General features: G+C 63.3%; 19 protein-coding genes. 10 read left to right on the top strand and 9 right to left on the bottom strand.

Annotation, left to right across the window (positions count from 1 at the left end):
* Nucleotides 1-42: 42 nt before the first annotated feature.
* The 3 genes from FHR70_RS07120 (at nt 43) to FHR70_RS07110 (ending at nt 2530) form a co-directional block, all read left to right on the top strand.
* On the top strand, nt 43-495 hold the full coding sequence (locus tag FHR70_RS07120; RefSeq protein WP_183448598.1) for a DNA polymerase III subunit chi: 453 nt from the start codon (nt 43-45) through the stop codon (nt 493-495).
* Nucleotides 496-599: 104 nt separating this feature from the next.
* Nucleotides 600-2150, top strand: a complete 1551-nt coding sequence (locus FHR70_RS07115) for a S10 family peptidase (RefSeq protein ID WP_183448596.1) — start codon at nt 600-602, stop codon at nt 2148-2150.
* A gap of 5 nt (nt 2151-2155) precedes the next feature.
* The gene (locus tag FHR70_RS07110) at nt 2156-2530 is read left to right on the top strand and encodes a hypothetical protein (protein ID WP_183448594.1); all 375 of its coding nucleotides are present in this window, start codon (nt 2156-2158) and stop codon (nt 2528-2530) included.
* A 100-nt stretch (nt 2531-2630) separates the two neighbouring features.
* Here FHR70_RS07110 and FHR70_RS07105 read toward each other — a convergent pair whose 3' ends face one another.
* The 3 genes from FHR70_RS07105 to FHR70_RS07095 all read right to left on the bottom strand — a co-directional run bounded on the left by FHR70_RS07105 (nt 2631) and on the right by FHR70_RS07095 (nt 6537).
* Entirely contained in the window at nt 2631-3299 is a 669-nt protein-coding gene (locus FHR70_RS07105) for a calcium-binding protein (protein WP_183448592.1), read from the bottom strand.
* Between the two features lie 356 nt (nt 3300-3655).
* Complete coding sequence (locus FHR70_RS07100; protein WP_183448590.1) at nt 3656-4066, bottom strand: hypothetical protein; 411 nt, start codon at nt 4064-4066, stop codon at nt 3656-3658.
* A 593-nt stretch (nt 4067-4659) separates the two neighbouring features.
* The gene (locus FHR70_RS07095; RefSeq protein ID WP_183448588.1) at nt 4660-6537 is read right to left on the bottom strand and encodes an ABC-F family ATP-binding cassette domain-containing protein; all 1878 of its coding nucleotides are present in this window, start codon (nt 6535-6537) and stop codon (nt 4660-4662) included.
* Between the two features lie 205 nt (nt 6538-6742).
* Between FHR70_RS07095 and FHR70_RS07090 the strand changes: the two genes are divergently transcribed.
* Nucleotides 6743-7429: a Crp/Fnr family transcriptional regulator gene (locus FHR70_RS07090; RefSeq protein WP_183448587.1), complete on the top strand. Its 687-nt coding sequence runs from the start codon at nt 6743-6745 to the stop codon at nt 7427-7429.
* Here the strand turns inward: FHR70_RS07090 and FHR70_RS07085 are convergent.
* Nucleotides 7426-8340, bottom strand: coding sequence for a DMT family transporter (locus FHR70_RS07085; RefSeq protein ID WP_246407933.1), 915 nt, complete (start codon nt 8338-8340; stop codon nt 7426-7428). The genes FHR70_RS07090 and FHR70_RS07085 overlap by 4 nt on opposite strands.
* A 69-nt stretch (nt 8341-8409) precedes the next feature.
* On the bottom strand, nt 8410-9078 hold the full coding sequence (locus FHR70_RS07080; protein WP_246407931.1) for a TetR/AcrR family transcriptional regulator: 669 nt from the start codon (nt 9076-9078) through the stop codon (nt 8410-8412).
* A gap of 144 nt (nt 9079-9222) precedes the next feature.
* Here FHR70_RS07080 and FHR70_RS07075 point away from each other — a divergent pair, with 144 nt between their 5' ends.
* Together FHR70_RS07075 and FHR70_RS07070 are read left to right on the top strand one after the other, a co-directional pair.
* On the top strand, nt 9223-10428 hold the full coding sequence (locus FHR70_RS07075; RefSeq protein ID WP_484502670.1) for an HlyD family secretion protein: 1206 nt from the start codon (nt 9223-9225) through the stop codon (nt 10426-10428).
* A gap of 6 nt (nt 10429-10434) precedes the next feature.
* Complete coding sequence (locus tag FHR70_RS07070; RefSeq protein ID WP_183448585.1) at nt 10435-12033, top strand: DHA2 family efflux MFS transporter permease subunit; 1599 nt, start codon at nt 10435-10437, stop codon at nt 12031-12033.
* A gap of 56 nt (nt 12034-12089) precedes the next feature.
* On the opposite strand, the gene FHR70_RS07065 is transcribed toward FHR70_RS07070, so the two are convergent.
* The 3 genes from FHR70_RS07065 to FHR70_RS07055 form a co-directional block, all read right to left on the bottom strand.
* On the bottom strand, nt 12090-13160 hold the full coding sequence (locus FHR70_RS07065) for an HlyD family secretion protein (protein WP_183448584.1): 1071 nt from the start codon (nt 13158-13160) through the stop codon (nt 12090-12092).
* 3 nt (nt 13161-13163) lie between these two features.
* Nucleotides 13164-14735: an MFS transporter gene (locus FHR70_RS07060; RefSeq protein WP_183450127.1), complete on the bottom strand. Its 1572-nt coding sequence runs from the start codon at nt 14733-14735 to the stop codon at nt 13164-13166.
* A gap of 94 nt (nt 14736-14829) precedes the next feature.
* Nucleotides 14830-15258, bottom strand: coding sequence for a MarR family winged helix-turn-helix transcriptional regulator (locus FHR70_RS07055; RefSeq protein WP_183448583.1), 429 nt, complete (start codon nt 15256-15258; stop codon nt 14830-14832).
* Nucleotides 15259-15489: 231 nt separating this feature from the next.
* Here FHR70_RS07055 and FHR70_RS07050 point away from each other — a divergent pair, with 231 nt between their 5' ends.
* The 3 genes from FHR70_RS07050 to FHR70_RS07040 are packed head-to-tail and all read left to right on the top strand — an operon-like array spanning nt 15490 to nt 18370.
* Nucleotides 15490-16659 carry an ABC transporter ATP-binding protein gene (locus FHR70_RS07050; protein WP_210277539.1) on the top strand — a complete coding sequence of 390 codons (1170 nt, stop codon included), beginning with the start codon at nt 15490-15492 and terminating at the stop codon, nt 16657-16659.
* Nucleotides 16660-16664: 5 nt separating this feature from the next.
* Nucleotides 16665-17567 (top strand): ABC transporter permease, encoded by a 903-nt coding sequence (locus FHR70_RS07045; RefSeq protein ID WP_183450123.1) that lies wholly within the window; start codon nt 16665-16667, stop codon nt 17565-17567.
* Nucleotides 17568-17569: 2 nt separating this feature from the next.
* Nucleotides 17570-18370 (top strand): ABC transporter permease, encoded by an 801-nt coding sequence (locus FHR70_RS07040; RefSeq protein WP_183450121.1) that lies wholly within the window; start codon nt 17570-17572, stop codon nt 18368-18370.
* Here the strand turns inward: FHR70_RS07040 and FHR70_RS07035 are convergent.
* Complete coding sequence (locus FHR70_RS07035; RefSeq protein WP_183448582.1) at nt 18364-20175, bottom strand: AsmA family protein; 1812 nt, start codon at nt 20173-20175, stop codon at nt 18364-18366. The two genes, FHR70_RS07040 and FHR70_RS07035, sit on opposite strands and share 7 nt — an antisense overlap.
* A gap of 199 nt (nt 20176-20374) precedes the next feature.
* On the opposite strand from FHR70_RS07035, the gene FHR70_RS07030 reads away from it, so the two are divergent.
* Nucleotides 20375-20468, top strand: a 94-nt coding sequence (locus FHR70_RS07030; protein WP_281381312.1) for a CoA-transferase, incomplete at its 3' end; no start/stop codon positions are given.

Genomic DNA, 20468 nt, shown 5'->3' with positions numbered 1-20468 from the left:
CCAGGATCTTCGCCTCGCTCCGCCCGGGATGACAGGAGTATCATGACCGAGGTCCTTTTCTATCATCTCCAGCATCAGCCTCTCGAGGCCGTGCTGCCCACGCTCCTGCAGAAGACCCTGGAGCGCGGGTGGCGCGCGGTGGTGCAGGTGACGACCGAGGAGCGCATGTCCGCCCTCGACGATCACCTGTGGACCTTCACGGACGAGAGTTTCCTGCCGCACGGAACGGACCGCGAGGCCCATGCGGCGGATCAGCCGATCCTCATCACCCTGTCAGGCGCCAATCCCAATGGTGCCTCCATCCGCTTCCTGGTGGAAGGCGCCGACCTGCCGGAGGACATGGCCGCCTACCAGCGCCTGGCAATCCTGTTCGACGGCAACGACATCCAGGCTCTCGCCTTCGCCCGCGACCAGTGGCGGGCGGTGAAGGAGGGCGGCCACGACGCAACCTATTGGAAGCAGGACGAGAGCGGCCGCTGGCAGCGGAAGGCGTGAGGAGGTTCTTCTGTATGAGCGCCGGAACACGAAGACTTCATCGTGGCGGTGCTTGCCGCCGGGGGGCGGGTCTCCAGTTTCAGGGCAGCCACAAGGATCTCCCGATGACTCGAAAGCTGCGCCTTCCTCTCTACGCCGCCCTGTTCCTGTCACTGGCTCTGCCAGTCGGAGCCGTGGCTCAGGAACAGCAGCCGCAAGGGCAGCAGGAGCAGCGTCGGCCCCGGCCTGAGGCCAGGGAAGCGCAGGCGCTGCCGCCGGAATCGGTGACGCGCCATACGCTTCAACTTCCTGGGCGGACCATGTCCTTCACCGCAACGGCCGGACATCTGACGTTGGCCGATCCACAGGGCGCGCCGCAGGCTGAGATCGGGTTCGTCGCCTACACGCGGGACGATGCGGACCCGGCGACCCGGCCGGTGACTTTCGCGGTGAATGGCGGCCCTGGTGCGTCCTCTGCCTATCTGCATCTCCTTGCTATCGGGCCGTGGCTCCTGCCTCTCGACGGTCCGACGATCAGTCCCTCGGCACCTCCGGCTCTCGTGCCCAATGCCGAAACCTGGCTCGATTTCACCGATCTCGTCTTCATCGATCCGCCCGGAACCGGCTATAGCCGTGTGGTCGGCGGGGATCCGGTGCGGGAGCGGTTCTACTCAGTCCAAGGCGACATCGATGGGTTGGCTGCTTTCGTCATGCGCTGGCTCAAGGAAAAGAACCGCCTCATGTCGCCGAAATTCTTCACCGGCGAAAGCTATGGCGGCTTCCGGGGGCCCCTGCTGGCCCAGAAGCTCCAGAGCGATCAGGGGATCGGATTCAGCGGACTGGTTCTCGTCTCACCCGTGCTCGATTTCGACTGGCTCGACCAAGGCGCTGGCGCGCCATGGATCAATGCAGCCGTTCTGCCATCGCTTGCGGCGGCGAATCTTTCACGAAACGGTCCTGTGTCGCGCGAAGCGCTGAAGGACGCGGAGGCTTATGCATCCGGTGAGTACCTCGTCGACCTCATGCGTGGGCTCCAGGACAAGGAAGCGGTCGAGCGCGTCAGCCGGCGTGTTGCCGAACTGAGCGGGCTCAGCCCCGAGGTCGCCCGACGTCTGGCAGGGCGCATCGACATGCGTGCTGCCCAAAGGGAATTGCGGCGCGGCTCGTCCGAGATCGTCAGCGCCTACGATACCAACGTGGCGACTGCCGACCCGAACCCGAACGCTCAGGTCTCCCGCTTCGAGGACCCGGTGCTCGACGGCATGACGGCGCCTCTGACGAGCGCCATCATCCATCACCTGACCCACACCCTGAATTACAAGGCGGATGGGCGCTACAGCCTGCTCAACGGATCCGTCAACGGCGCCTGGCGCTGGGGCGGCGGACGCAACGGTCCTGAAAACCTGGAAGAGCTGCGCCAAGCTCTCTCTTTGGACGGCAAGCTGCGCGTCCTCGTTGCTCATGGCTTCACCGATCTGGTGACTCCCTACTACGCCTCGCACTTGCTGCTGAACCAGCTACCCGACCTCGGTCCCCAAAAGCGCGTGGGACTGACAGTTTACGAGGGCGGTCACATGTTCTATTCGCGACAGGCGTCACGGCAGGCCTTCAAGGCCGATGTGCAGCGGCTCTTCGACGAGGCCCTGCAGGCAAGAGCGGCCGATAAAAAGGATTGATCAGAATGCGTGCAAGAGTTCCGTCGAGTGTCGCCCTTGTGGCCATGGTCCTGTCCGCGTGCAACAGCACTCGATCCACACCGCCGGTCGCAGCGCCTGCAGCCCCTGCGCCGGTGGCCTCACTTGGTCCGCAGATCGACGGTCCCGTTCTTGGTCCCGACGGTCGTTGCACCGGTACGCCTGCGGGCACGGCAACCGCCATCGAGCCCGGCATTGCCGAATGCGATCTGGTGCGCCTGAAGGGCAAGCCGGCTACCGACGTGCTCGTGGGTGAGAGCGGCAAGGGCCAGCGGGAAGTCCAGGTGCTCTATTCCGAACCGGGCGGACGGGAGCTGTATTTCTTCGTGAACAACCGCCTCGACCGGGTGGTGAAGCCTTAAGCTCTCTTGTTCCGAGCTTTTTCGGGATTGGCATCTTCAAGCTTGCATACAAAAATGGCCGCAGCGAGTGCGGCCATTGACGTTGCGGTAGAGTGCGGTCTCAGATGATGTAGTCGAACCTCATGTCGGACGCGAGGCCGGCATTCTTGAGCACGACACCTGTTTCGAAGTAGCCGTCCGCGTTGAGGTCGGAGATCAGGAAGCCCTTGTCGGTGTCAGGGTTGAACAGGAACACGTGCCTGACGCTGGTGTCGCCGTACAGATAATCGGCATCGGAAGCGGCCGTTGCGATGGACAGCGCGTCCGTCTCGACCTCACGGTAGTTGCTACTGGTGCCCTTGATCGTCATGTCGATGAAATCGAAGGACCTGTTCCAGTCGGTGATCGTGTCCGCCGTGCTCGTCGTTAGACCCGAGTCGCCTCTCTTGAAGACGAAGGAGTCTTCACCCGTTCCACCCACCAGGGTGTCGCGACCCGTGCCGCCGGACAGAAGGTCGTCGCCCGTGCCGCCGGAGAGATAGTCCAGGCCCGAGCCGCCATAGAGATCGTCAAAGCCTGCTCCCCCGTAAAGGTCGTCATGACCGGCACCACCGATCAGGTAGTCGTCTCCGTACCCGCCATAGATCGTGTCGTGATCGTAGCCTCCATAGATGTCGTCGTCGCCATCCCAGCCGAAGATGAGATCATCCCCGTCATAGCCGAAGATGATGTCCGAAGTGTCGAACCCATCGATATCGTCGTCGAAATCATCCCCGTAGATGGACGCCATTGTTGTCTCCGCATTCTTCTGTTGCCGGGCGCTCTCATTGCGAGACCCGCCGAAGGTTCAGACCCAAGTTATGCCCCAGGCGGTTAACCCCTCGTGACTGCATCATCGGACAGGATGGCTGAATGGTGGCAAGGCGGCTCGTTCATCAGGCGTATAACTGCCGGTGCGGTGGCGAACAGAGATCATGATTAACGACGGATTAATGGGCGAGATCGGGACAAGACACGTGCCGTGATCCATCGCATGATCCAACGATGGGTGGAGACCAACCTCCATCAGCGAGAAGGCGAGCGTGCAAGTCCTGCACGCTCGCCTTCACGATTTCTCAGTCGGGCTCCGACCGACGATTCCGCGGATCAGTAAACCTCGTACGAACGATAGCGACGATCGTACCCGTCGTCATAATAGTCCCGCGGGCCGCGGTCATACTCGCGGAAGGATCTGCGATACCCGTCGTCGTACCGTCCGGGTCTTTCCTCGTAGCGTCTCGGGCCTCTGTCGGACCCGCGGGCGATGAAGGCGCAGCGCTTCGCAACGCCCGGAGCGGGATCGCCGAACACCCTGTTGGAGCAGGGGATGCCGCCATCCCGGACGAAAACCTCAACGCTTCGGCCTGGAATCCCGTAGATCACACGGGTCGGGTAGGGAACGCGGCAGAACCCATCCTCTCGTGCGCAAGGCACCAGCCCTTGTGCCTGTGCCTGCGACGGTATCCCGACAATTGCCCCACTGATGAGCAAAGCCGCGGCCAAAACTGCACGAAACATGGTCCGTTCTCCATTCCAGATGTACTCATGTACGCCTTTCATGATGAACGCAGCAGTAATGGCGAGTGTTCACAATGAGATGTCTGCTTCACCGCCAAATGCTCGGGAGCGGCGCCAGGGGATCGTCGTCATTGGCGCTTGTGACCGGCCGCGGCTCGATCCTCACCAGCGGCAGAACGGCGTGAGAGAAGAGTTTCGTGGTGCAATAAGACAAAGCCTGGGCCATGAACACCTCCATAGAGGACAGCCAAAAGCTAACCTCTGGTGGAATGGCCCGATGTGCTCCTCCGCACCCTGCCTACGAAGCAGCCAGACGTGTTAGGTCGGAAGAGTGACTTCGATGGAGACGAAGGCGCCACCTGGATTGAGCAGGCATCGTGTTGTCATTCACGGCCGACGCCGATCCGATTGTCAGATGAGCCATTGGCATGAGGCCTCCTGCAAAGGCCCTGTCGGTGCAGGCGGAAATCAGAATTCGCATGGTCAGCCCCCCGTAAGGCTATGACCAGCTTAAGACCGTGGTTCGATTTTGGGTGCGCTCCGAGGAGGTAGCTCCCTGCTCTGGGGGAGTAGACCGCAGGCGCCTGTCCGTTCTAGGCGCCGGCTTCCTCGATCTCGCTGCTCAGCGCCAGCCACTCCTCCTCGACCGTTTCGAGGGTAGACGCAGCCTCCGCGCGCATTCTGGACAGATCGGAGGCCTTTGCCGGATCCTTCTGAAAGGCGGTGCCGTCGGCGAGCGCCGCATCGACCTTGCCGATGACGTCCGTGAGTTTGGCCATCCGGCTCTCGAGCGCCTCGAGCTTCTTGCGCAAAGGGGCGAGGGCCGCGCGGCGCTCGGCGGCGGCACGACGCTCGTCGGTCTTGGAGGTGGTGGGAGTCTGCGGCTTGTCGGAGCGCTTCTGCGGATCGAGCTCGCCGGAGAGCACGAGCTGGCGGTAATCGTCCATGTCACCGTCGAACGGCTTCACGCCGCCATTGCCGACGATCCAGAGCCTGTCGGCACAGGCCTCGATCAGGAAGCGGTCGTGGCTGACCAGGATCACCGCACCCGTATAATCGTTGATCGCCTCCATCAGGGCCGTGCGGCTGTCGATATCGAGGTGGTTCGTCGGCTCGTCGAGGATGAGCAGGTGAGGGCCGTTGAAGGCGGCAAGTCCCATGAGCAGGCGAGCCTTCTCGCCGCCGGAGAGGGCAGAGACCGGTGTGTCGGCCTTTGCACCTGGAAAGCCGATCTGCGCCGTGCGGGCGCGGATCCTGGCGACCGGCGTGTCGGGCATTCGCTCGGCCACATGGTCGTAGGCTGTGGCCTTCGGGTTCAGCTCGTCCAGTTGGTGCTGGGCGAAATAGGCCACATCCATGCGGGTGGGGGTACGCATCTCGCCCTTCATGGGCGCGAGCCTGCCGCCGATGAGCTTGCAGAAGGTGGACTTGCCGTTGCCGTTGGAGCCCAGCAGCGCGATCCGGTCGTCCGGCGAGATCGTCAGGTTGAGGCGGTCGAGCACGATGCGCTCGCCATAGCCGACAGCGCCGCCTTCGACCGTGATCAGCGGCGGGGCAGCCGGACGCTCAGGCCCCGGCAGGTTGAAGGGCAGCACGTCGTCTTCCACGATGGTCGTGATCGCCTCCATCTTCTCCAGCCGCTTGACGCGCGACTGCGCCTGACGGGCCTTGGAGGCCTTGGCCTTGAAGCGATCCACGAAAGCCTGCAGGTGCTTGCGCTCGGCCTCCTGCTTGGCGGCCATCTTGGCGGTCAGCTCGCGCTTTTCCGCGTATTGCTTGGCGAACGAGGTATAGCCGCCGCGGTAGATCGCGAGCTTGCCCCGGTCGAGATGGAGGATGTGGTTGACGCAGGTGTCGAGCAGCTCGCGGTCGTGGCTGATGATCAGGACAGTGTGCGGGTACCGGGCCAGATAGTCATAGAGCCAGAGCGTGCCTTCGAGATCGAGGTAGTTGGTCGGCTCGTCGAGGAGCAGCAGGTCGGGCTCGGTGAACAGCACGGCGGCGAGCGCCACGCGCATGCGCCAGCCGCCGGAAAAGTCCGAGCAGGGCCGGTTCTGCGCCTCGGCGTCGAAGCCGAGGCCATGGAGGATGGCTGCCGCACGGGCAGGGGCCGAATGAGCCCCGATATCGGTCAGCCGCGTTTCGATCTCGGCCCGGCGCAGGCCCTCTGCCGTGTCGGCTTCAGCCAGGAGGGCGGCGCGTTCCTTATCGGCGGCCAGCACCACTTCGATCAGGGTTTCGGGGCCGCCCGGCGCCTCCTGGGCCACGGCGCCGATTTTCATGCCGCGGGGCAGGGTGACGGTGCCGCTCTCGGTGGCGAGATCGCCCTGGATGATCTTGAACAGGGTGGTCTTGCCCGCACCGTTGCGTCCGACGAGGCCCACCTTCCCGCCTGTCGGCAGGTTGAAGGAGGCGTGGTCGAGGATCAGCCGGTCGCCGATGCGGTAGGTCAGGTCATTGACGTGAAGCATGCCGCCTTTTGGCGTGGGATGGCCGCGCTGGCAAGGTATTTGGCCGGTATCAAGTGCCTTCCGCTGCCTGCACAAGGCCTGTGGGATAGCCGGAATCGTCAGTGACAGGACCCTGAAGGCTTGACAAAGGGGTAAGGCACCTCTCCCGTACCGGAGGTGCGGGAAATGTGCTATAGCCAAGATCAAAGGCTAAGGGAGGAGACCGATGGCGCGGCTCGCCGGGATCAAGTTGTTCAAGGGTCTTGAGATCGACCTCGCCCCGTTCGAGGCGCGAGCCAATTGGCGCCGCTTCGATCCCGAGGAGGTTCTGGTCGACTTCGACGAGCCCTCGACGGACGTCTACTTCCTTCTGTCCGGGGAAGTGCGGGTCCTCATGCGCACGGCTTCCGGCAAGGAAGTCATCCTCCACGAGATGAAGCCCGGCGACCTGTTCGGTGAGCTGGCCGCTCTCGACGGCGTTCCGCGCTCCGCCAATGTCACGGCGCTGACCCGAGGCGAAGCCTGCGTGATGCCGGCTACCGTCTTCAAGGAGATGCTCTTCTCTCATCAGCCTGTAGCCGAGCGCCTGTTCTGCCTCATGGCCTCCCGCATCCGCGAGCTGAATGCCCGCTTCATGGAGCAGACGGTGCTCGATCTTCGGCACCGGCTCTACTCGGAGCTCCTGCGGCTGTCGACGCCGCGGCAGGACAAGTCCGGTGAGCGGGTGATCACGCCGCCGCCCTTCCACCATATCGTCGCCGCCCGCATCGGCTGCCGCCGCGAGCAGATCACCCGGGAGTTCACGATGCTGACCCAGGAAGGGCTGATCGAGCGCACCAGGGGTGCACTGATTCTGCGCCAGCCGGACGTGCTCAAGGCCCGGGTGGCCGAGGCCTTCCGGACCGACCATTAGGCCGCCACCGCTTTACGCTTGCCCTCGGTGAGGGCGAGCGCCGTGGCGGACAGCATCACGGCCATTCCTAAGGCCTCCGGCCAGCCGAAGGCCTCGTTCGCAAACGCAACGCCGACAGCGACCGCCACGACAGGGCTGACAAAGGAATAGAGCCCGGCCTGGAAGGCACCCCAGTCGCGCACAAGCCAAAGATAGATCGAGAATCCTCCGAGGGAACCTCCGAGGACGAGAATGGTCAGGCCCAGGATCGCGCGCCCATCCGCGAGACCCGCGAAATAGGCGGGATCATAACCCTCCACCAGAAGCGATACAGGGATGAGGCCGAGGGCACCGATGCTCGTCTCCCAGAAAGCGAGGGTGATCGGATGCATGGTCTGCATCAGCGGGCGGCTGACCACACCGCCCCAGGCATAGCTCAATGTTGCCAGAGCCACAGCGGCAAGACCCAGCAGGGCACCATCCTGCGCCGCGCCGGTTCGTCCTGAGAAGAGCATCACGAGGCCGAGGACGCCGAGCGCAATGGCTCCGAGCCTGCGGGGCGTAACGCGCTCCTGCCCGTAGAGAGAGCCGACCAGGATCAGAAAGATCGGCATGAGGGAGAGATTGACGATGGACGACAGCCCGGTCGGAGCGCGGGCGACACCCCAGAAGAGCAGGCTGTAGCAGCCGGTCGTGATGAGAAGCGATGCGACGACAACCCGCCAGGGCTGCTCCATCCTCAATGGCAGACCCCTGGCGAGAATGAAGGCAAGATAGCAGAGGCCCGCGAGCAGGAAGCGGATCATGGCCAGGAAGATCGGCGGAACCGCCTCGGAAGCGATCTTCATCGGCAGCCAGGTCAGGCCCCAGATCAACGCCATTCCGGCAAAGGCCGCGATATGTCCTGCTCCGCTGCCCTCACGCTGTCCCATCGCTCATCCCCAGCCGCCTGCGGGCCAGACTAGTGAAGGGCAGGGCTCGGGGAAAGCTCCAACTGGTGCTTATTGCTTCGGGGCATCAGGTCCGTAGGCTGCAAAGAAGACCCGCAGGGCATTCTCCACGTTCTTCTGGATCTGCTCTTCGGTCGGCGGTTCGCCGACAGAGAAGAGCAGGCGGCGCAGCATGCCGGACACACAGAGATCGAGGAGATGCTGGGCGGCGACGCCGGTATCCTCGATGGAAAGGCGGCCGGCCTCAACCTGCCGGTCGAAGTAAGCGCTGAGTCGAGCAATCCCCTGGCATGGACCTGCCTCGTAGAAGGCCTGGCCGAGACGGGGGAACTTCTCCGCCGCGCCCATGACCATGCGGATCGAGGAGATGTGCTCGGGCTTGCCCATGCGGCGCAGGTAGCTCAGGCCGAGCTTCCTCAGGACGCCGCGGACATCAGGATCCTCCGGGTCGAGCTTGAACAGCACCTCCGCCAGACCCTGCTTCTCCTCCGTTGTCAGGGCCTCGAAAAGGCTCTCCTTGCTGTCGAAGTAGACGTAGAGGGTGCCCTTCGAGACGCCTGCCACCTTGGCTATCTCGCCCATGCTGGCGCCGTCGAACCCCTGGGCTAAGAAGACCTTGCGCGCGCCCTCCAGAATCTGACGGCGCTTGGCACTTTCGGCGCTCTCTTCGATAGCCGAAGACGGGTCACGGGTCAGGGTGCTGTTATGCACGGCGCTCATGGTTTCGTTGTTTTCCTTTTTATCGCTATTGACCGAACGGTTCGGTCAACTCATATATGGCAGGCAATCAACGGAGATCAAGGCTGTAACGACAAGCCCAAGCCTTCTGGTTCTTGGGCTTTCGTCTGCCTTGCAGAGGTCCACATGGCTTATCGGGAAGAGTTTGAGCAGGGGGCAGTCCGCGGCAATGCCGCAAGGGAAGGGCAGCCCGCGCTTGCGCCCACGTCTGAGCAGAAGGCTCCGGAGCCGGTGGCTCGTGAGGCAGCCCCGACGGTCAGAAAGAGGGGTATCGGCAAGAAGCCCGTCATCCTGGCGGTTCTGGCGGCTGCGCTCGGGTTCGGCGGCTATGAGGGCTATGGGTGGTGGACGAACGGCCGCTTCATGGTTTCGACCGAGGACGCCTATGTACAGGCCGACATCACGATTCTGTCGGCCAAGGTGTCCGGCTATGTGCAGTCGGTCGCCGTCACGAACAATCAGAGCGTCAAGGCAGGCGATTTGATCGCCAAGATCGATGACGGCGATTACCGCTTCGCGCTCCAGTCGGCCAAGGACAAGCTTGCCACGCAGCAGAGCGCCGTCACGCGCATCGGCCGACAGATTGAGGCCGGTCATGCTTCTGTGGCGCAGGCTCAGGCGCAGATCGCCGCTGCGAAGGCCGAGGCCGAGCGCGCCGAAGGCGATTTCGCCCGCCAGCAGCAGCTCGCCCGCTCCGACTTCACTAGCCGGGCCGCGCTCGAGAACGCCAAGGCCGCTCGTGACCGGGCTCAGGCCAATGTGCAGAGCGCCGAGGCCGCATTTGCCGCCGCTAAGGCGAATGTCGACGTGCTCGCCGCGCAGCAGAACGAGGCTCAGCGCGTCGCCGCCGAGCAGCAGACGTCGGTCGAGAAGGCGGAGCGGGACCTCACCTTCACGGAGATCCGCGCGCCGGTCGATGGGGTGATCGGCAACAAGGCCATGGAGGTCGGGACCTATGTGCAGCCCGGCGCCCGCCTGGCCGCTCTCGTGCCCATGGCCAGCGTGCATGTGGACGCCAACTTCAAGGAGACGCAGCTCGCGTCCCTGAAGGTTGGCCAGAAGGTGCATATCGAGGTCGATGCTTTCCCAGATACCGACGTGATCGGCACCGTGGAGAGCGTCTCCCCGGCCTCAGGCGCCGTGTTCAGCCTGCTGCCGCCTGAGAATGCCACCGGCAATTTCACCAAGATCGTTCAGCGCGTGCCCGTGCGTGTTTCCGTCAACCCGGAGATCGTCCAGCAGGGCATCCTCCGTCCCGGCCTCTCCGTCGTGGTCGATGTGGATACGCGTACCTCGGCCGCGACTGAAAAGACGGCCAGCCTCAAAGAGTAAGGAACCATGGCCGCATCCGCTGCCATCTCGAACACGCCGCAAGGCCCGATGTTGGCCGCGAAGCCGGCGCCCGTGAGCGGGCGCCGGACCTTTGCGTTCTTTTGCATGGTCTTCGGCATGTTCATGGCGATCCTGGACATCCAGATCGTCTCCGCGTCGCTCGCCGAGATCCAGGCCGGTCTCTCCGCATCGTCGGAGGAAATCTCCTGGGTGCAGACGAGTTACCTGATCGCCGAAGTGATCATGATTCCGCTCTCGGGAACGCTTTCGCGCGTTCTCTCCACACGCTGGATGTTCGTGATCGCCTCTGGCGGCTTCACGTTCATGAGCTTCATGTGCGCCACAGCCACCAATATCGATCAGATGATCGTCTATCGGGCGCTGCAGGGCTTCATCGGTGGCGGCATGATCCCGACAGTCTTCGCCTCAGCCTTCACGGTTTTTCCGCCGGAGAAGCGGCCTGTGATCTCGCCGATCATCGGCCTCGTGGCGACGCTCGCGCCGACCATCGGTCCGACGCTCGGCGGCTATCTCACAGACCTGTTCTCCTGGCATTGGCTGTTCCTGGTCAACATCGTGCCTGGCATCTTCGTGACGGTCTCCACCTATCTGCTTGTCGATTTCGACGAGCCGGATTTCCGCCTCTTCAAGAGCTTCGACTGGGCAGGCCTCGGCTTCATGGCGGCCTTTCTCGGCAGCCTGGAATACGTGCTGGAGGAGGGGCCACTGAACGACTGGTTCCAGGACGAGCTGGTGCTGATCCTGACCATCGTGTGCGTGGTCGGCGGCTTCGGCTTCTTCTACCGGGCTTTCACCGCAAAGCAGCCGATCGTGGACCTGCGCGCCTTCGCCGACCGCAACTTCCTTGCGGGCTCGTCCTTCAGCTTCGTCATGGGCATCGGCCTCTATGGCCTGACCTATCTCTACCCGGTCTATCTGGGGAGCGTGCGGGGCTATTCCTCCCTGCAGATCGGCGAGACGATGTTCGTGTCTGGCGCGACCATGTTCGTAATGGCGCCGGTGGCAGGTATCCTGTCCCGCAAGATGGATCCTCGCATCATGATGGGCATCGGCTTTGCCGCCTTCGCCTTCGGCACATGGATGATGAGCAGCCTGACCAAGGACTGGGATTTCTGGGAGCTCTTCGTGCCGCAGATCTTCCGCGGCGTCGGTCTCATGATCTGCATGGTGCCGATCAACAACATCGCCTTGGGCACGCTCCATCCAAGCCGGATCAAGAACGCGTCAGGTCTCTACAATCTCACCCGCAATCTGGGCGGCGCCGTCGGTTTGGCGCTTATCAACACGGGTATCAACAATCGCCTGGACCTCCACCTCCAGCGCCTGCGCGAAAGCGTGAACTGGGGGCGGTCGACGGCGGTCGAGACGCTGAATGCCATGACGCTGAAATTTCAGTCTCTTGGTCCTGATGCCGGCACGGCTGCCATCAAGACCCTGTCCAACATGGTCCATCGCGAGGCGATGGTGATGGCCTTCGCGGATGTGTTCCTCCTGCTGACGATCCTGTTCCTGGGCCTGATTCTGGCTCTGCCGTTCATCAAGAAACCCCGTCCGGCTCCTGCAGGCGCAGGGGGCGGCCATTAGGTTAACCTCCAAACTTCAGCCCGGCGTTGAGCCGGGCATTTTATTGGATGGTGTGCTTACCGGTTCGCGATGGCATTGTCGCCAGAAGGCTGCGCATTCGTATCGACGCTCACCACCACCGACATTCCCGGAACCAGGCGTTCGGATAAGGCCTGTCCCGGATCGATGGAGATCCGCACCGGAACGCGCTGCGCAACCTTGGTGAAGTTGCCGGTGGCGTTGTCGGTCCGGATCACGCTGAACTCCGAGCCAGCGGCTGGAGAGAATCGCTCAATGTGCCCAGTGAGAGCGGCGTGCTCCAGTGCATCGACCGTGAATGTGACAGGCTGGCCGGGTTTCATGCCCGGCAGCTGGGTTTCCTTGAAATTGGCGACCACCCAGATCCTCTCGGGCACGAGGGTCAGCAACTGGGTGCCTGCGGAGACATACTGACCGAGGCGCGCGCCGACTTCGCCGAGCTGTCCGTCCTGGGGGGCCGTGATGCGCGTGTTCTGCAGATCGATCTCAGCCAAGCGGACGGCCGCCTGGGCACCCTGGACGACGGCTTCCAGAGATTGCCGGCTGACGAGAGTGGCCGCGAGATCCTGTTGGGAGACAGTCAGCGCTGCCTCGGCCTGATGCAAGGCCGCAGTCGCCTGATCCAGCGCAGAACGCGCTTGATCGGCTTGGCTTTGCGTCGCGATGCCTCGTTCCAGAAGCGGCGCGATCCTGTTCCAGTTGGCTTCTGCGGCAGTGCGGACGGCTCGGGCGCTCTCGACCTGAGCTTGGCTCGACTCGATCCGCGCCCGATCCGAGCGCTCCTTCTGCTCGGAATTGGCCAATGCTGCCTGCTGGCTCGCCAGTGTCGCCTTCGCCTGTTCCAGCTTCTGCGCGAAGATCCGGTCGTCGATTTTCACCAGAAGCTGACCAGCCTTCACGTGCTGGAAGTCCTGAACGGCAACCTCGGCCACGTAGCCGGCCAATTGCGGAGCGATGACCGTGAGCTGTCCGCGCACATAGGCATTATCGGTGGTCTGCACGGAGCTGCCGAAGGGCGGCAGCCGCCAGGCATAGAGCACGAGAACCACACCGGCGATGCCGATGAATGCGGCGATGAGAGTAGCGGTCGATCGGAAGAACTTGGACATGAGTTATGCGCTGGCAGCCGGTTGTGGTTCAGGGGAAATGCTTTCGCGGATCGCGCGGATCGCGAGATGGAGGATCATCGCGGCCAGCGCACAGGCGGCGCAGAGGGCGATGGCCAGGAATGCGTCGTTATAAGCCAGCACCGTCGCCTCCCGTGTGACCTGCTGCCCGAGCAACGCTATGCCCTCTGCGTTGAGCAGAGACCGGTCCGTGATGACACGCCCATAGGCTCCCGCAAGCTGCGCGATGCGCTGGGAAACCATGGGATCGACCACGGTCAGATTGTCTGCGATGGCTTGGAGGTGGAACCTCGTGCGCCATGTGATGAAGGTGCCGACAAGCGCCGATCCGATGACGCCGCCCAGGCTCTGGGTCGTCAGGAAGACGACGATGAAGTTCAGAATGAAGGTCGGCCCGCGCTGCAACGCGAGCATCAGGCCGGCCGCCATGGCAGGCGGCAGGAAAAGAACGCCGGCTGCAGCGATCAGAGCTTGGCTGACATACATCTGCTCCGGCCTTGTCAGGCTCGTGGCATTGCTGTCCATGAGGGCGCCGACGAGAAGAAGGCCCAGGGCCACCATCTGGAACGCGCTTTCCCGGCCGGGCTTGAACAAGACGATATAGCTCAGGCCTGCAGCCATCGAGGCGGCGATGACGACCAGGGACAGAGTGGTCGTCTGCTCGTTCTGCAGCCCCAGGATCTGAAAGAACGCGAAAGCGCCGGCGGTCTGCTCCGACATGAGCAGGCGGAACACCAGAAGGGTGCCTGCGAGATGCAGGATCTCCTTGCTGGCGAGCCAGCGGACATCGAGAAAGGGCGTCTCGCGATTGAGCTCGATCATGATCGCGCAGGTGAGCGATGCGATGCCGATGGCGAGCATGACACCGAGCCATGGCGCTTCGAACCACCAATAGGCGCGCCCCAGCGTGAAGACCATGGCGATAAGGCCGAAGCCGACGGCGATGAAAAGATAGCTCACGACGTCGAGCCAATGGATCACCTTGGCCCGTGGCGGCGGAGTGAGAGGTAAAAGATACACGGCCGCAAAAGCCATCATGGCGAGTGCGATCTCGAACAGATAAAGACCGTGCCAGTCGCCCAATGCCAGAAGATCCGGAGAGATCAGGCGGGCGAGGGGAGCCCCAAGCGCGATATTCGTCAGGACGAGAGGCTGGCCGATGCTCAGCTTCTTTGCCGGAGGCAACGGCTCCAGCATGTAGAGGAAGGCGAGGGTCGAAATGGGCGCTGCCGCGATGCCGCTGAAGAAGCGAACAACAAAGGCCGATTGCAGATCGAGCACGAAGATGTGCAGCAGCATCACGAGCACGAACAGAAGGATGCTCAGCTCCGCGAAGTTGCGCAGCCCAAACTGGGCCCTGACCTTCACCAGGATCAGCGAGAGGCTGACATTCGGCGCCATATAGGCGGCGATCAGCCATGTGACCTCGTTGCTGGTCGCGCCGAGCGGCCCCTGAAGCTGGGGCAGGTTCGCGGCGGCGAGATTCATCCCCAACCCTTGCGTGAGGGACAGGAGAAAAGAGGTCAACATATAGAGGGCCGCCCGCGGCCAGGGCATGGGCGGAGGTGCGGCTGGAGAGGCAGGCGGCGCCTGAGGCTCGACCGGCTCGACCGTTCTGTCGGATGGTTCTGTCACGGAAGGCGCACCATTCTCAGCCTTCGGCCTCGAGGTTCCGGGCCATGGTATGGAAAACGCGCAGAGCAGCCCTTAGGTCGTCCTCGCTCACATCTTTGAGCACGTCGTTGCGCACCTCCTGAACGATTCCGCCGACCAGGATGGCCTCCTTCTGTCCCGCTTCGCTGAGGGCGATCTGTTTGGCGCGCCGATCCCCGTCGACAGGCCTGCGCTCGATCAGGTCCTGCTTCTCGAGGCCATCCAGGAGGCGGACCAGGGTTGGACCCTCGATTTCGAGAGCGTCGGCCAGTTCCGTCTGGGTCATCCCTTCCTTCTTGGCGAGAAGGATGAGGGTGCGCGCCCGTGCCAACGTAAGGCCCTTCGCTTTAACCCTCGCATCGAAGAGGGTCCGCACCCGACGGCTGACCTTCCAGAGTTCATCGAAGAAGCTTGCCTTGAGGGTCATGGCCTCAAATCCCTTAGGGTGCATATTGGTAGCGTGCTAATAATATGCGCGCTCTATATCTTAAGGGCAGGGCTGCTGCAAACGCAGAGGCCCAACTTGCCTGCAGGAAGGGGTTGCATAAAAGGCTGCCCTCCAGCCGGTGGAACTTGTCTTTTAAACGGTTGTTCTCAGGGGCCGAACATCATAGCTTGCCCCTTGGTTTTTCCTCGTACAGGTTGAAGTCAGAACATCTTGCCTCCTCCAGTCCGTCAATCCGCCTCCGTCGGCGCCGTGCGCCGCTCCTTCGCTCCCTGGGCGACCCCTGACGCAAAGCCGCTCATCCGCTTCGAGAACGTCACGAAACGCTTCGGCGAATCCACAGCGGTCGATCATCTCTCTCTGGACATCTTCGAAGGCGAGTTCTTCTGCCTGCTGGGCCCCTCCGGCTGCGGCAAGACGACCCTCATGCGCATGCTCGCCGGCTTCGAGACGCCGACCGAGGGCACGATAACCTTAGGGAGCCAGAACCTGGCCGGCGTGCCGCCCTATCGCCGGCCCGTGAACATGATGTTCCAGTCCTACGCGCTCTTTCCGCATATGAGCGTGGAGAAGAACATCGCTTTCGGTCTCAAGCAGGATGGAATGCCCAAGGACCAGATCGCGGACCGCGTCGGCGAGATGCTGCGCCTCGTCCAACTCGAGAAGCTTGCCCGTCGCTACCCGAGCCAGCTCTCCGGCGGCCAGCGCCAGCGCGTGGCTCTGGCCCGTGCGCTCGCAAAGAAGCCCAAGGTGCTGCTTCTCGACGAGCCGCTCGGCGCCCTCGACAAGAAGCTGCGCGAGGAGACCCAGTTCGAGCTGATGGACATCCAGCACGACCTGCACATGACCTTCGTAGTCGTCACCCACGATCAGGAGGAGGCCATGACGATGGCCGACCGGATCGCCGTCATGGATCACGGCCGGATCGTGCAGGTCGCCACTCCCGGTGAAATCTATGAGCAGCCCAAGACCCGCTTCATCGCGGAATTCGTCGGCGACGTGAATATCATCGAAGGCCATGTCCAGGGCCAGGAAAACGGCCTCTGGCGGGTGAAGACATCGTCGGCCGCGGTGCCGCTCACCATCGACGATCCGGACGAGGTGCTGCATTCCGGCCAGCCGGTGGCGATCGCCGTCCGTCCGGAGAAGATGGTGATCCAGCGCGATCCACCGGGACCTGGTGCCATCAACGTGCTCACCGGCGAGGTGTGGGATATCGGCTATCTCGGCGACTGGACTGTTTACCGGGTCAAGCTCGCCACAGGCGAAATCCTGCGCGTGACCCGCGCCAACGCCTCTCGCTTCGTCGAAAACCCCATCGAGTGGGACGAGCAGGTCTATGTCACCTTCGCGCCGGATGCGGCGGTAATCCTGGCGGAATAGCCATGATGAATCGCTCCCTCACGCGGCGCCTGACTGCAGGTCTTGTGCCCGCCGTGCCTTACCTCTGGCTCGGCGTGCTCTTCCTCGTGCCGTTTCTGATCGTCCTCAAGATCAGCCTCTCGGACCCGGCGGTGGCTCAGCCACCCTACAAGCCGGTCTTCGAATGGAACGACATCGCCGGCTTCTTCAGCGCGCTCGATTTCGAAAATTTCGCGTTGCTCGCCGAGGACGATCTCTATTTCCGGGCGACGCTCTCATCGGTGCGCATCGCCGCCGTCTCGACATTGCTGCTGCTGCTCGTGGGCTTTCCCATCGCCTACGGCATGGCGCGTGCGCCGGAGCGGTACCGGCCGCTCCTGGTTGCGGCGATCATCCTGCCGTTCTGGACGAGCTTTCTCATCCGCATCTACGCTTGGGTGGCGATCCTCAAGCCCGAAGGGCTGCTCACGCAGGCGCTTATGGGCATCGGCCTGATCTCCGAACCCCTCGACATCCTGAACACCGAGACGGCCGTCTATATCGGCATCGTGTATGCCTATCTGCCCTTCATGGTGCTGCCGCTTTACGCCACATTGGAGAAGATGGACGATACGCTGCTCGAAGCGGCCCTCGATCTCGGCTCCACGCCCTGGCGCTCGTTCTGGACGATCACCGTTCCGCTCGCCATGCCGGGCATCATCGCAGGCTCGCTCCTGTGCTTCATCCCGGCGGTCGGCGAGTTCGTGATCCCGGATCTGCTCGGCGGCTCGGAGACCCTGATGATCGGCCGGCAGCTGTGGAGCGAGTTCTTCTCGAACCGCGACTGGCCGCTGGCGTCCGCGGTCGCCATCCTGCTGCTGATCATTCTCGTCGTGCCGATCGTGATCTATCGCGATGTCGAGGCCCGGCGCGTGGAGGCCCGGCCATGACCATGCGCCGCCTGAGTGTCTTCAACGTCACCTCGCTCGTGATCGGCTTCGCCTTCCTTTACCTGCCGATCCTGCTGCTGGTGCTCTATTCCTTCAATGCCTCCCGGCTCGTGACCGTGTGGGGCGGCTTCTCCACCCAGTGGTATGGGGCTTTGTTCCGCAACGAGGCGCTCATGGAGGCAGCCTGGGTGACGCTGCGCGTTGCGCTTCTGTCCGCAATGCTTGCGACTGTTCTCGGCACCCTCGCGGCGCTTGCGCTCACCCGCTATGGGCGCTTTCCCGGCCGTGCGCTGTTTACCGGAATGGTCTATGCGCCGATGGTCATGCCTGAAGTGATCACCGGCCTGTCGCTGCTGCTGTTCTTCGTGGCTGTCGATTTCGACCGGGGCTTCTGGACCATCACGCTCGCCCATACCACGCTCACCATGTGCTTCGTGACCGTGGTGGTGCAGTCGCGCCTCATGACCTTCGACCGCTCGCTCGAGGAGGCGGCGATGGATCTCGGCGCGCCGCCCCTGCGCACGTTCTTTTCCGTGACGCTGCCGCTGATCGCGCCTTCCATCGTGGCGGGCTTCCTGCTCGCCTTCACTCTGTCGATGGACGATCTGGTGATCGCGAGCTTCAACGCGGGTCCCGGGGCCACGACGCTGCCGATCAAGATCTACAGCGCGGTGCGGCTCGGGCTCTCACCTGAGGTCAATGCAGCCTCGGCCATCCTGATCGGGATCGTGACCCTTGGGGTGATCTCCGCGACCCTGCTGAGCAAGCGGTCGGTTCTACGCTCCCGCCGCAACGCTCACTGAGCCGTGGCTTGCGGGCCTTGCGTGCCGGTGGGGGCGCGTTCCGAGGGGAACAAGGGTTTGGCCGCGCCCGACCGTTCGATGAGCGAGCGGACCTGAGGGGTGACGGCGACGTTGTCCCAGTCGCCCGTGACATCGAAGGCGAGGGCCGGCGACTGACCGACCGGCGCATCGGCATGCGTAATCCCTGCCGTCACCTGGAGGGTTCGGTCGACCAGCAGCACCTGCCCGCGAAGATGGGCCTGCACGGCTGCCCCTTTCAGCTTGCCCTCGACGACCTCACCAACGCCATCCTTCATCACAATCTGAGCTTCGGCCTTGTCGAAAGGCGTACGGCCCCCTTTCCAGTTCAGGGACGCCAGGAGAGGACGCTTTTCTACACGCCGGAGCGCGTCCTCAAGGTTGATCCCCACCAGTTCTCCATCCGTCAGCTCGATCGAGGAGCGGCCCTCCGCCTGACGGATCACATCCGCAGGGTTCCGGCCATGGCCGTCGAAGCTGAATTGTCCCTGGGCACGGCCGGTGATCCAGCGTGGCTCGCCGACGGCGGCGAGGAACGGTGCGATCTTCACCCCTGAGAAGGTTCCTTGGCTCCTGAAGTCGACAAGGCCATTCTGGGCCACCAGCGACAACCGCCCCTTCAGGGTGCCGTCATAGAAGTCGGCCCGTCCGATGGAGGCCTCGATACGGCCGGGCTGGACGAGCACGCTGGCCGCCATATCGTCCAGGCCCAGACGCCCGAGGCTGGCGGTCGAAGCCGAGAGGCGAAGGTCGAGGTCGGCCCCTGTGGCGCCGGCCAGGTCGATGGCTTCCTCGCTCCACGAGCCTGAGGAGGTCCGTGTCTGGTTGAACGGGGCGAAGAGGTCGGACAGGTTGAGCGTATCGGCCGCAAGGGTACCGGCGATGACTGGCCGTTCCGTATCGAAACGGACGCCCAGGGTACCCTCCAGCTTGTCCGGCCCTAAGGTGATGGAGACAGCCGGCCAGGTCAGGCGGCGGCGGTCCATGGAGAAATCGCCGCTGATCGACAGCGCCTGCAGCAGGGATCCGAAGGGAAGATCCACCCCGCTCCAGCGGGTGAAGTCGCGCACCGAAGCGGTCTTGATGGTGCTTTCGCCCGTGATGCGAGGCCCGTCGCCGAGCTGCGCCTCGCCCTCGGCCATGAGGCGGGCGCCGGGTGCGGAAAGGGTCAGGGAGAAGGGGCTGATCTTGTTGGACGCCAGCAGATCCGGGAAAACCGAGGCCTGTTCCAGGGAAACGAGCTCATCCCGCCAGCGCGCAGACCCTGATACCGTCAAAGGTTCGGACGGATCCACCCAGCGGATCATGGCATTGAGCCCGTCCAGATTGGTGTTCTTCAGGTCGGTCCAGCGCACCGAGGATTTCGTCACCACGAGGCGGCGGGCATGGGCCTTGGCTGAGCCATCCTGGAAGATTTCGGCCCAGTTGACGGTCTGGAGCTTCTGGGCCGAGGCGGTGATGCGGGTTTCCGTCAGATCGAAGTCGGACAGCTCGATCCGCCCGAAGAGAAGCGGCAGGATGCGCAGCTCGCCCCTTAAGGTGCCGCCTTCGGCCCTGAGCGCCCCATCAGGGAACGCGAGCGCGACATCTTCGAATTTGACCCGCGGGATCGGCAGCACCGCGAAGGTGCTCCGGCCCCTCACCGTCAGGTCGAGGCCGTAGCGGCTCCTCACATGCTCCTTCAGCTCCGCCGACAGACCGCCTCCGGGCAACGTCCAGGGCGAGGCCGCCGTCCCGAGAACGGCAAGCGAGATCAAGGCGATGAGAAAGACAACGCGGCGGGACATGGAACGAATGTTGTAAACCTTGAGCGCTGCCTCGCAAGCGGTGAAGAGGAGATGTCCTCAGGGCAGGGCCGACTTCATGAATCCTTTCCATATATCCATACGAAGGGATTGTCTAAATTGAGGCCAGGTTGCAGGGTGGCCGCCATTCGAACCGCGACACTTCGAACGGGCGGAAATTCGCCCACAAGGAGGGGATTTGATGGATAAGGTTTACAGCGACGCCCGCTCGGCGCTGGCCGGCCTGGTCAAGGATGGTATGACCATCATGGCCGGAGGCTTCGGCCTGTGCGGCA

This window comes from Microvirga lupini, assembly GCF_014191055.1.
Taxonomy (GTDB): domain Bacteria; phylum Pseudomonadota; class Alphaproteobacteria; order Rhizobiales; family Beijerinckiaceae; genus Microvirga; species Microvirga lupini_A.
Note: the sequence above shows the minus strand (reverse complement) of the source record. Positions and strands in the feature narration are given on the sequence as shown.

Excerpts from the sequence above, each read along its gene's own strand:
- FHR70_RS07080 (WP_246407931.1), bottom strand. The coding sequence starts at position 9,078 with ATGAGCGCCGTGCATAACAGCACCCTGACCCGTGACCCGTCTTCGGCT.
- FHR70_RS07095 (WP_183448588.1), bottom strand. The coding sequence starts at position 6,537 with ATGCTTCACGTCAATGACCTGACCTACCGCATCGGCGACCGGCTGATC.
- FHR70_RS07090 (WP_183448587.1), top strand. The coding sequence starts at position 6,743 with ATGGCGCGGCTCGCCGGGATCAAGTTGTTCAAGGGTCTTGAGATCGAC.
- FHR70_RS07060 (WP_183450127.1), bottom strand. The coding sequence starts at position 14,735 with ATGCCCTGGCCGCGGGCGGCCCTCTATATGTTGACCTCTTTTCTCCTG.
- FHR70_RS07065 (WP_183448584.1), bottom strand. The coding sequence starts at position 13,160 with ATGTCCAAGTTCTTCCGATCGACCGCTACTCTCATCGCCGCATTCATC.
- FHR70_RS07115 (WP_183448596.1), top strand. The coding sequence starts at position 600 with ATGACTCGAAAGCTGCGCCTTCCTCTCTACGCCGCCCTGTTCCTGTCA.
- FHR70_RS07105 (WP_183448592.1), bottom strand. The coding sequence starts at position 3,299 with ATGGCGTCCATCTACGGGGATGATTTCGACGACGATATCGATGGGTTC.
- FHR70_RS07070 (WP_183448585.1), top strand. The coding sequence starts at position 10,435 with ATGGCCGCATCCGCTGCCATCTCGAACACGCCGCAAGGCCCGATGTTG.
- FHR70_RS07035 (WP_183448582.1), bottom strand. The coding sequence starts at position 20,175 with ATGTCCCGCCGCGTTGTCTTTCTCATCGCCTTGATCTCGCTTGCCGTT.
- FHR70_RS07055 (WP_183448583.1), bottom strand. The coding sequence starts at position 15,258 with ATGACCCTCAAGGCAAGCTTCTTCGATGAACTCTGGAAGGTCAGCCGT.
- FHR70_RS07045 (WP_183450123.1), top strand. The coding sequence starts at position 16,665 with ATGAATCGCTCCCTCACGCGGCGCCTGACTGCAGGTCTTGTGCCCGCC.
- FHR70_RS07120 (WP_183448598.1), top strand. The coding sequence starts at position 43 with ATGACCGAGGTCCTTTTCTATCATCTCCAGCATCAGCCTCTCGAGGCC.
- FHR70_RS07110 (WP_183448594.1), top strand. The coding sequence starts at position 2,156 with ATGCGTGCAAGAGTTCCGTCGAGTGTCGCCCTTGTGGCCATGGTCCTG.
- FHR70_RS07100 (WP_183448590.1), bottom strand. The coding sequence starts at position 4,066 with ATGTTTCGTGCAGTTTTGGCCGCGGCTTTGCTCATCAGTGGGGCAATT.
- FHR70_RS07040 (WP_183450121.1), top strand. The coding sequence starts at position 17,570 with ATGCGCCGCCTGAGTGTCTTCAACGTCACCTCGCTCGTGATCGGCTTC.
- FHR70_RS07085 (WP_246407933.1), bottom strand. The coding sequence starts at position 8,340 with ATGGGACAGCGTGAGGGCAGCGGAGCAGGACATATCGCGGCCTTTGCC.
- FHR70_RS07075 (WP_484502670.1), top strand. The coding sequence starts at position 9,223 with ATGGCTTATCGGGAAGAGTTTGAGCAGGGGGCAGTCCGCGGCAATGCC.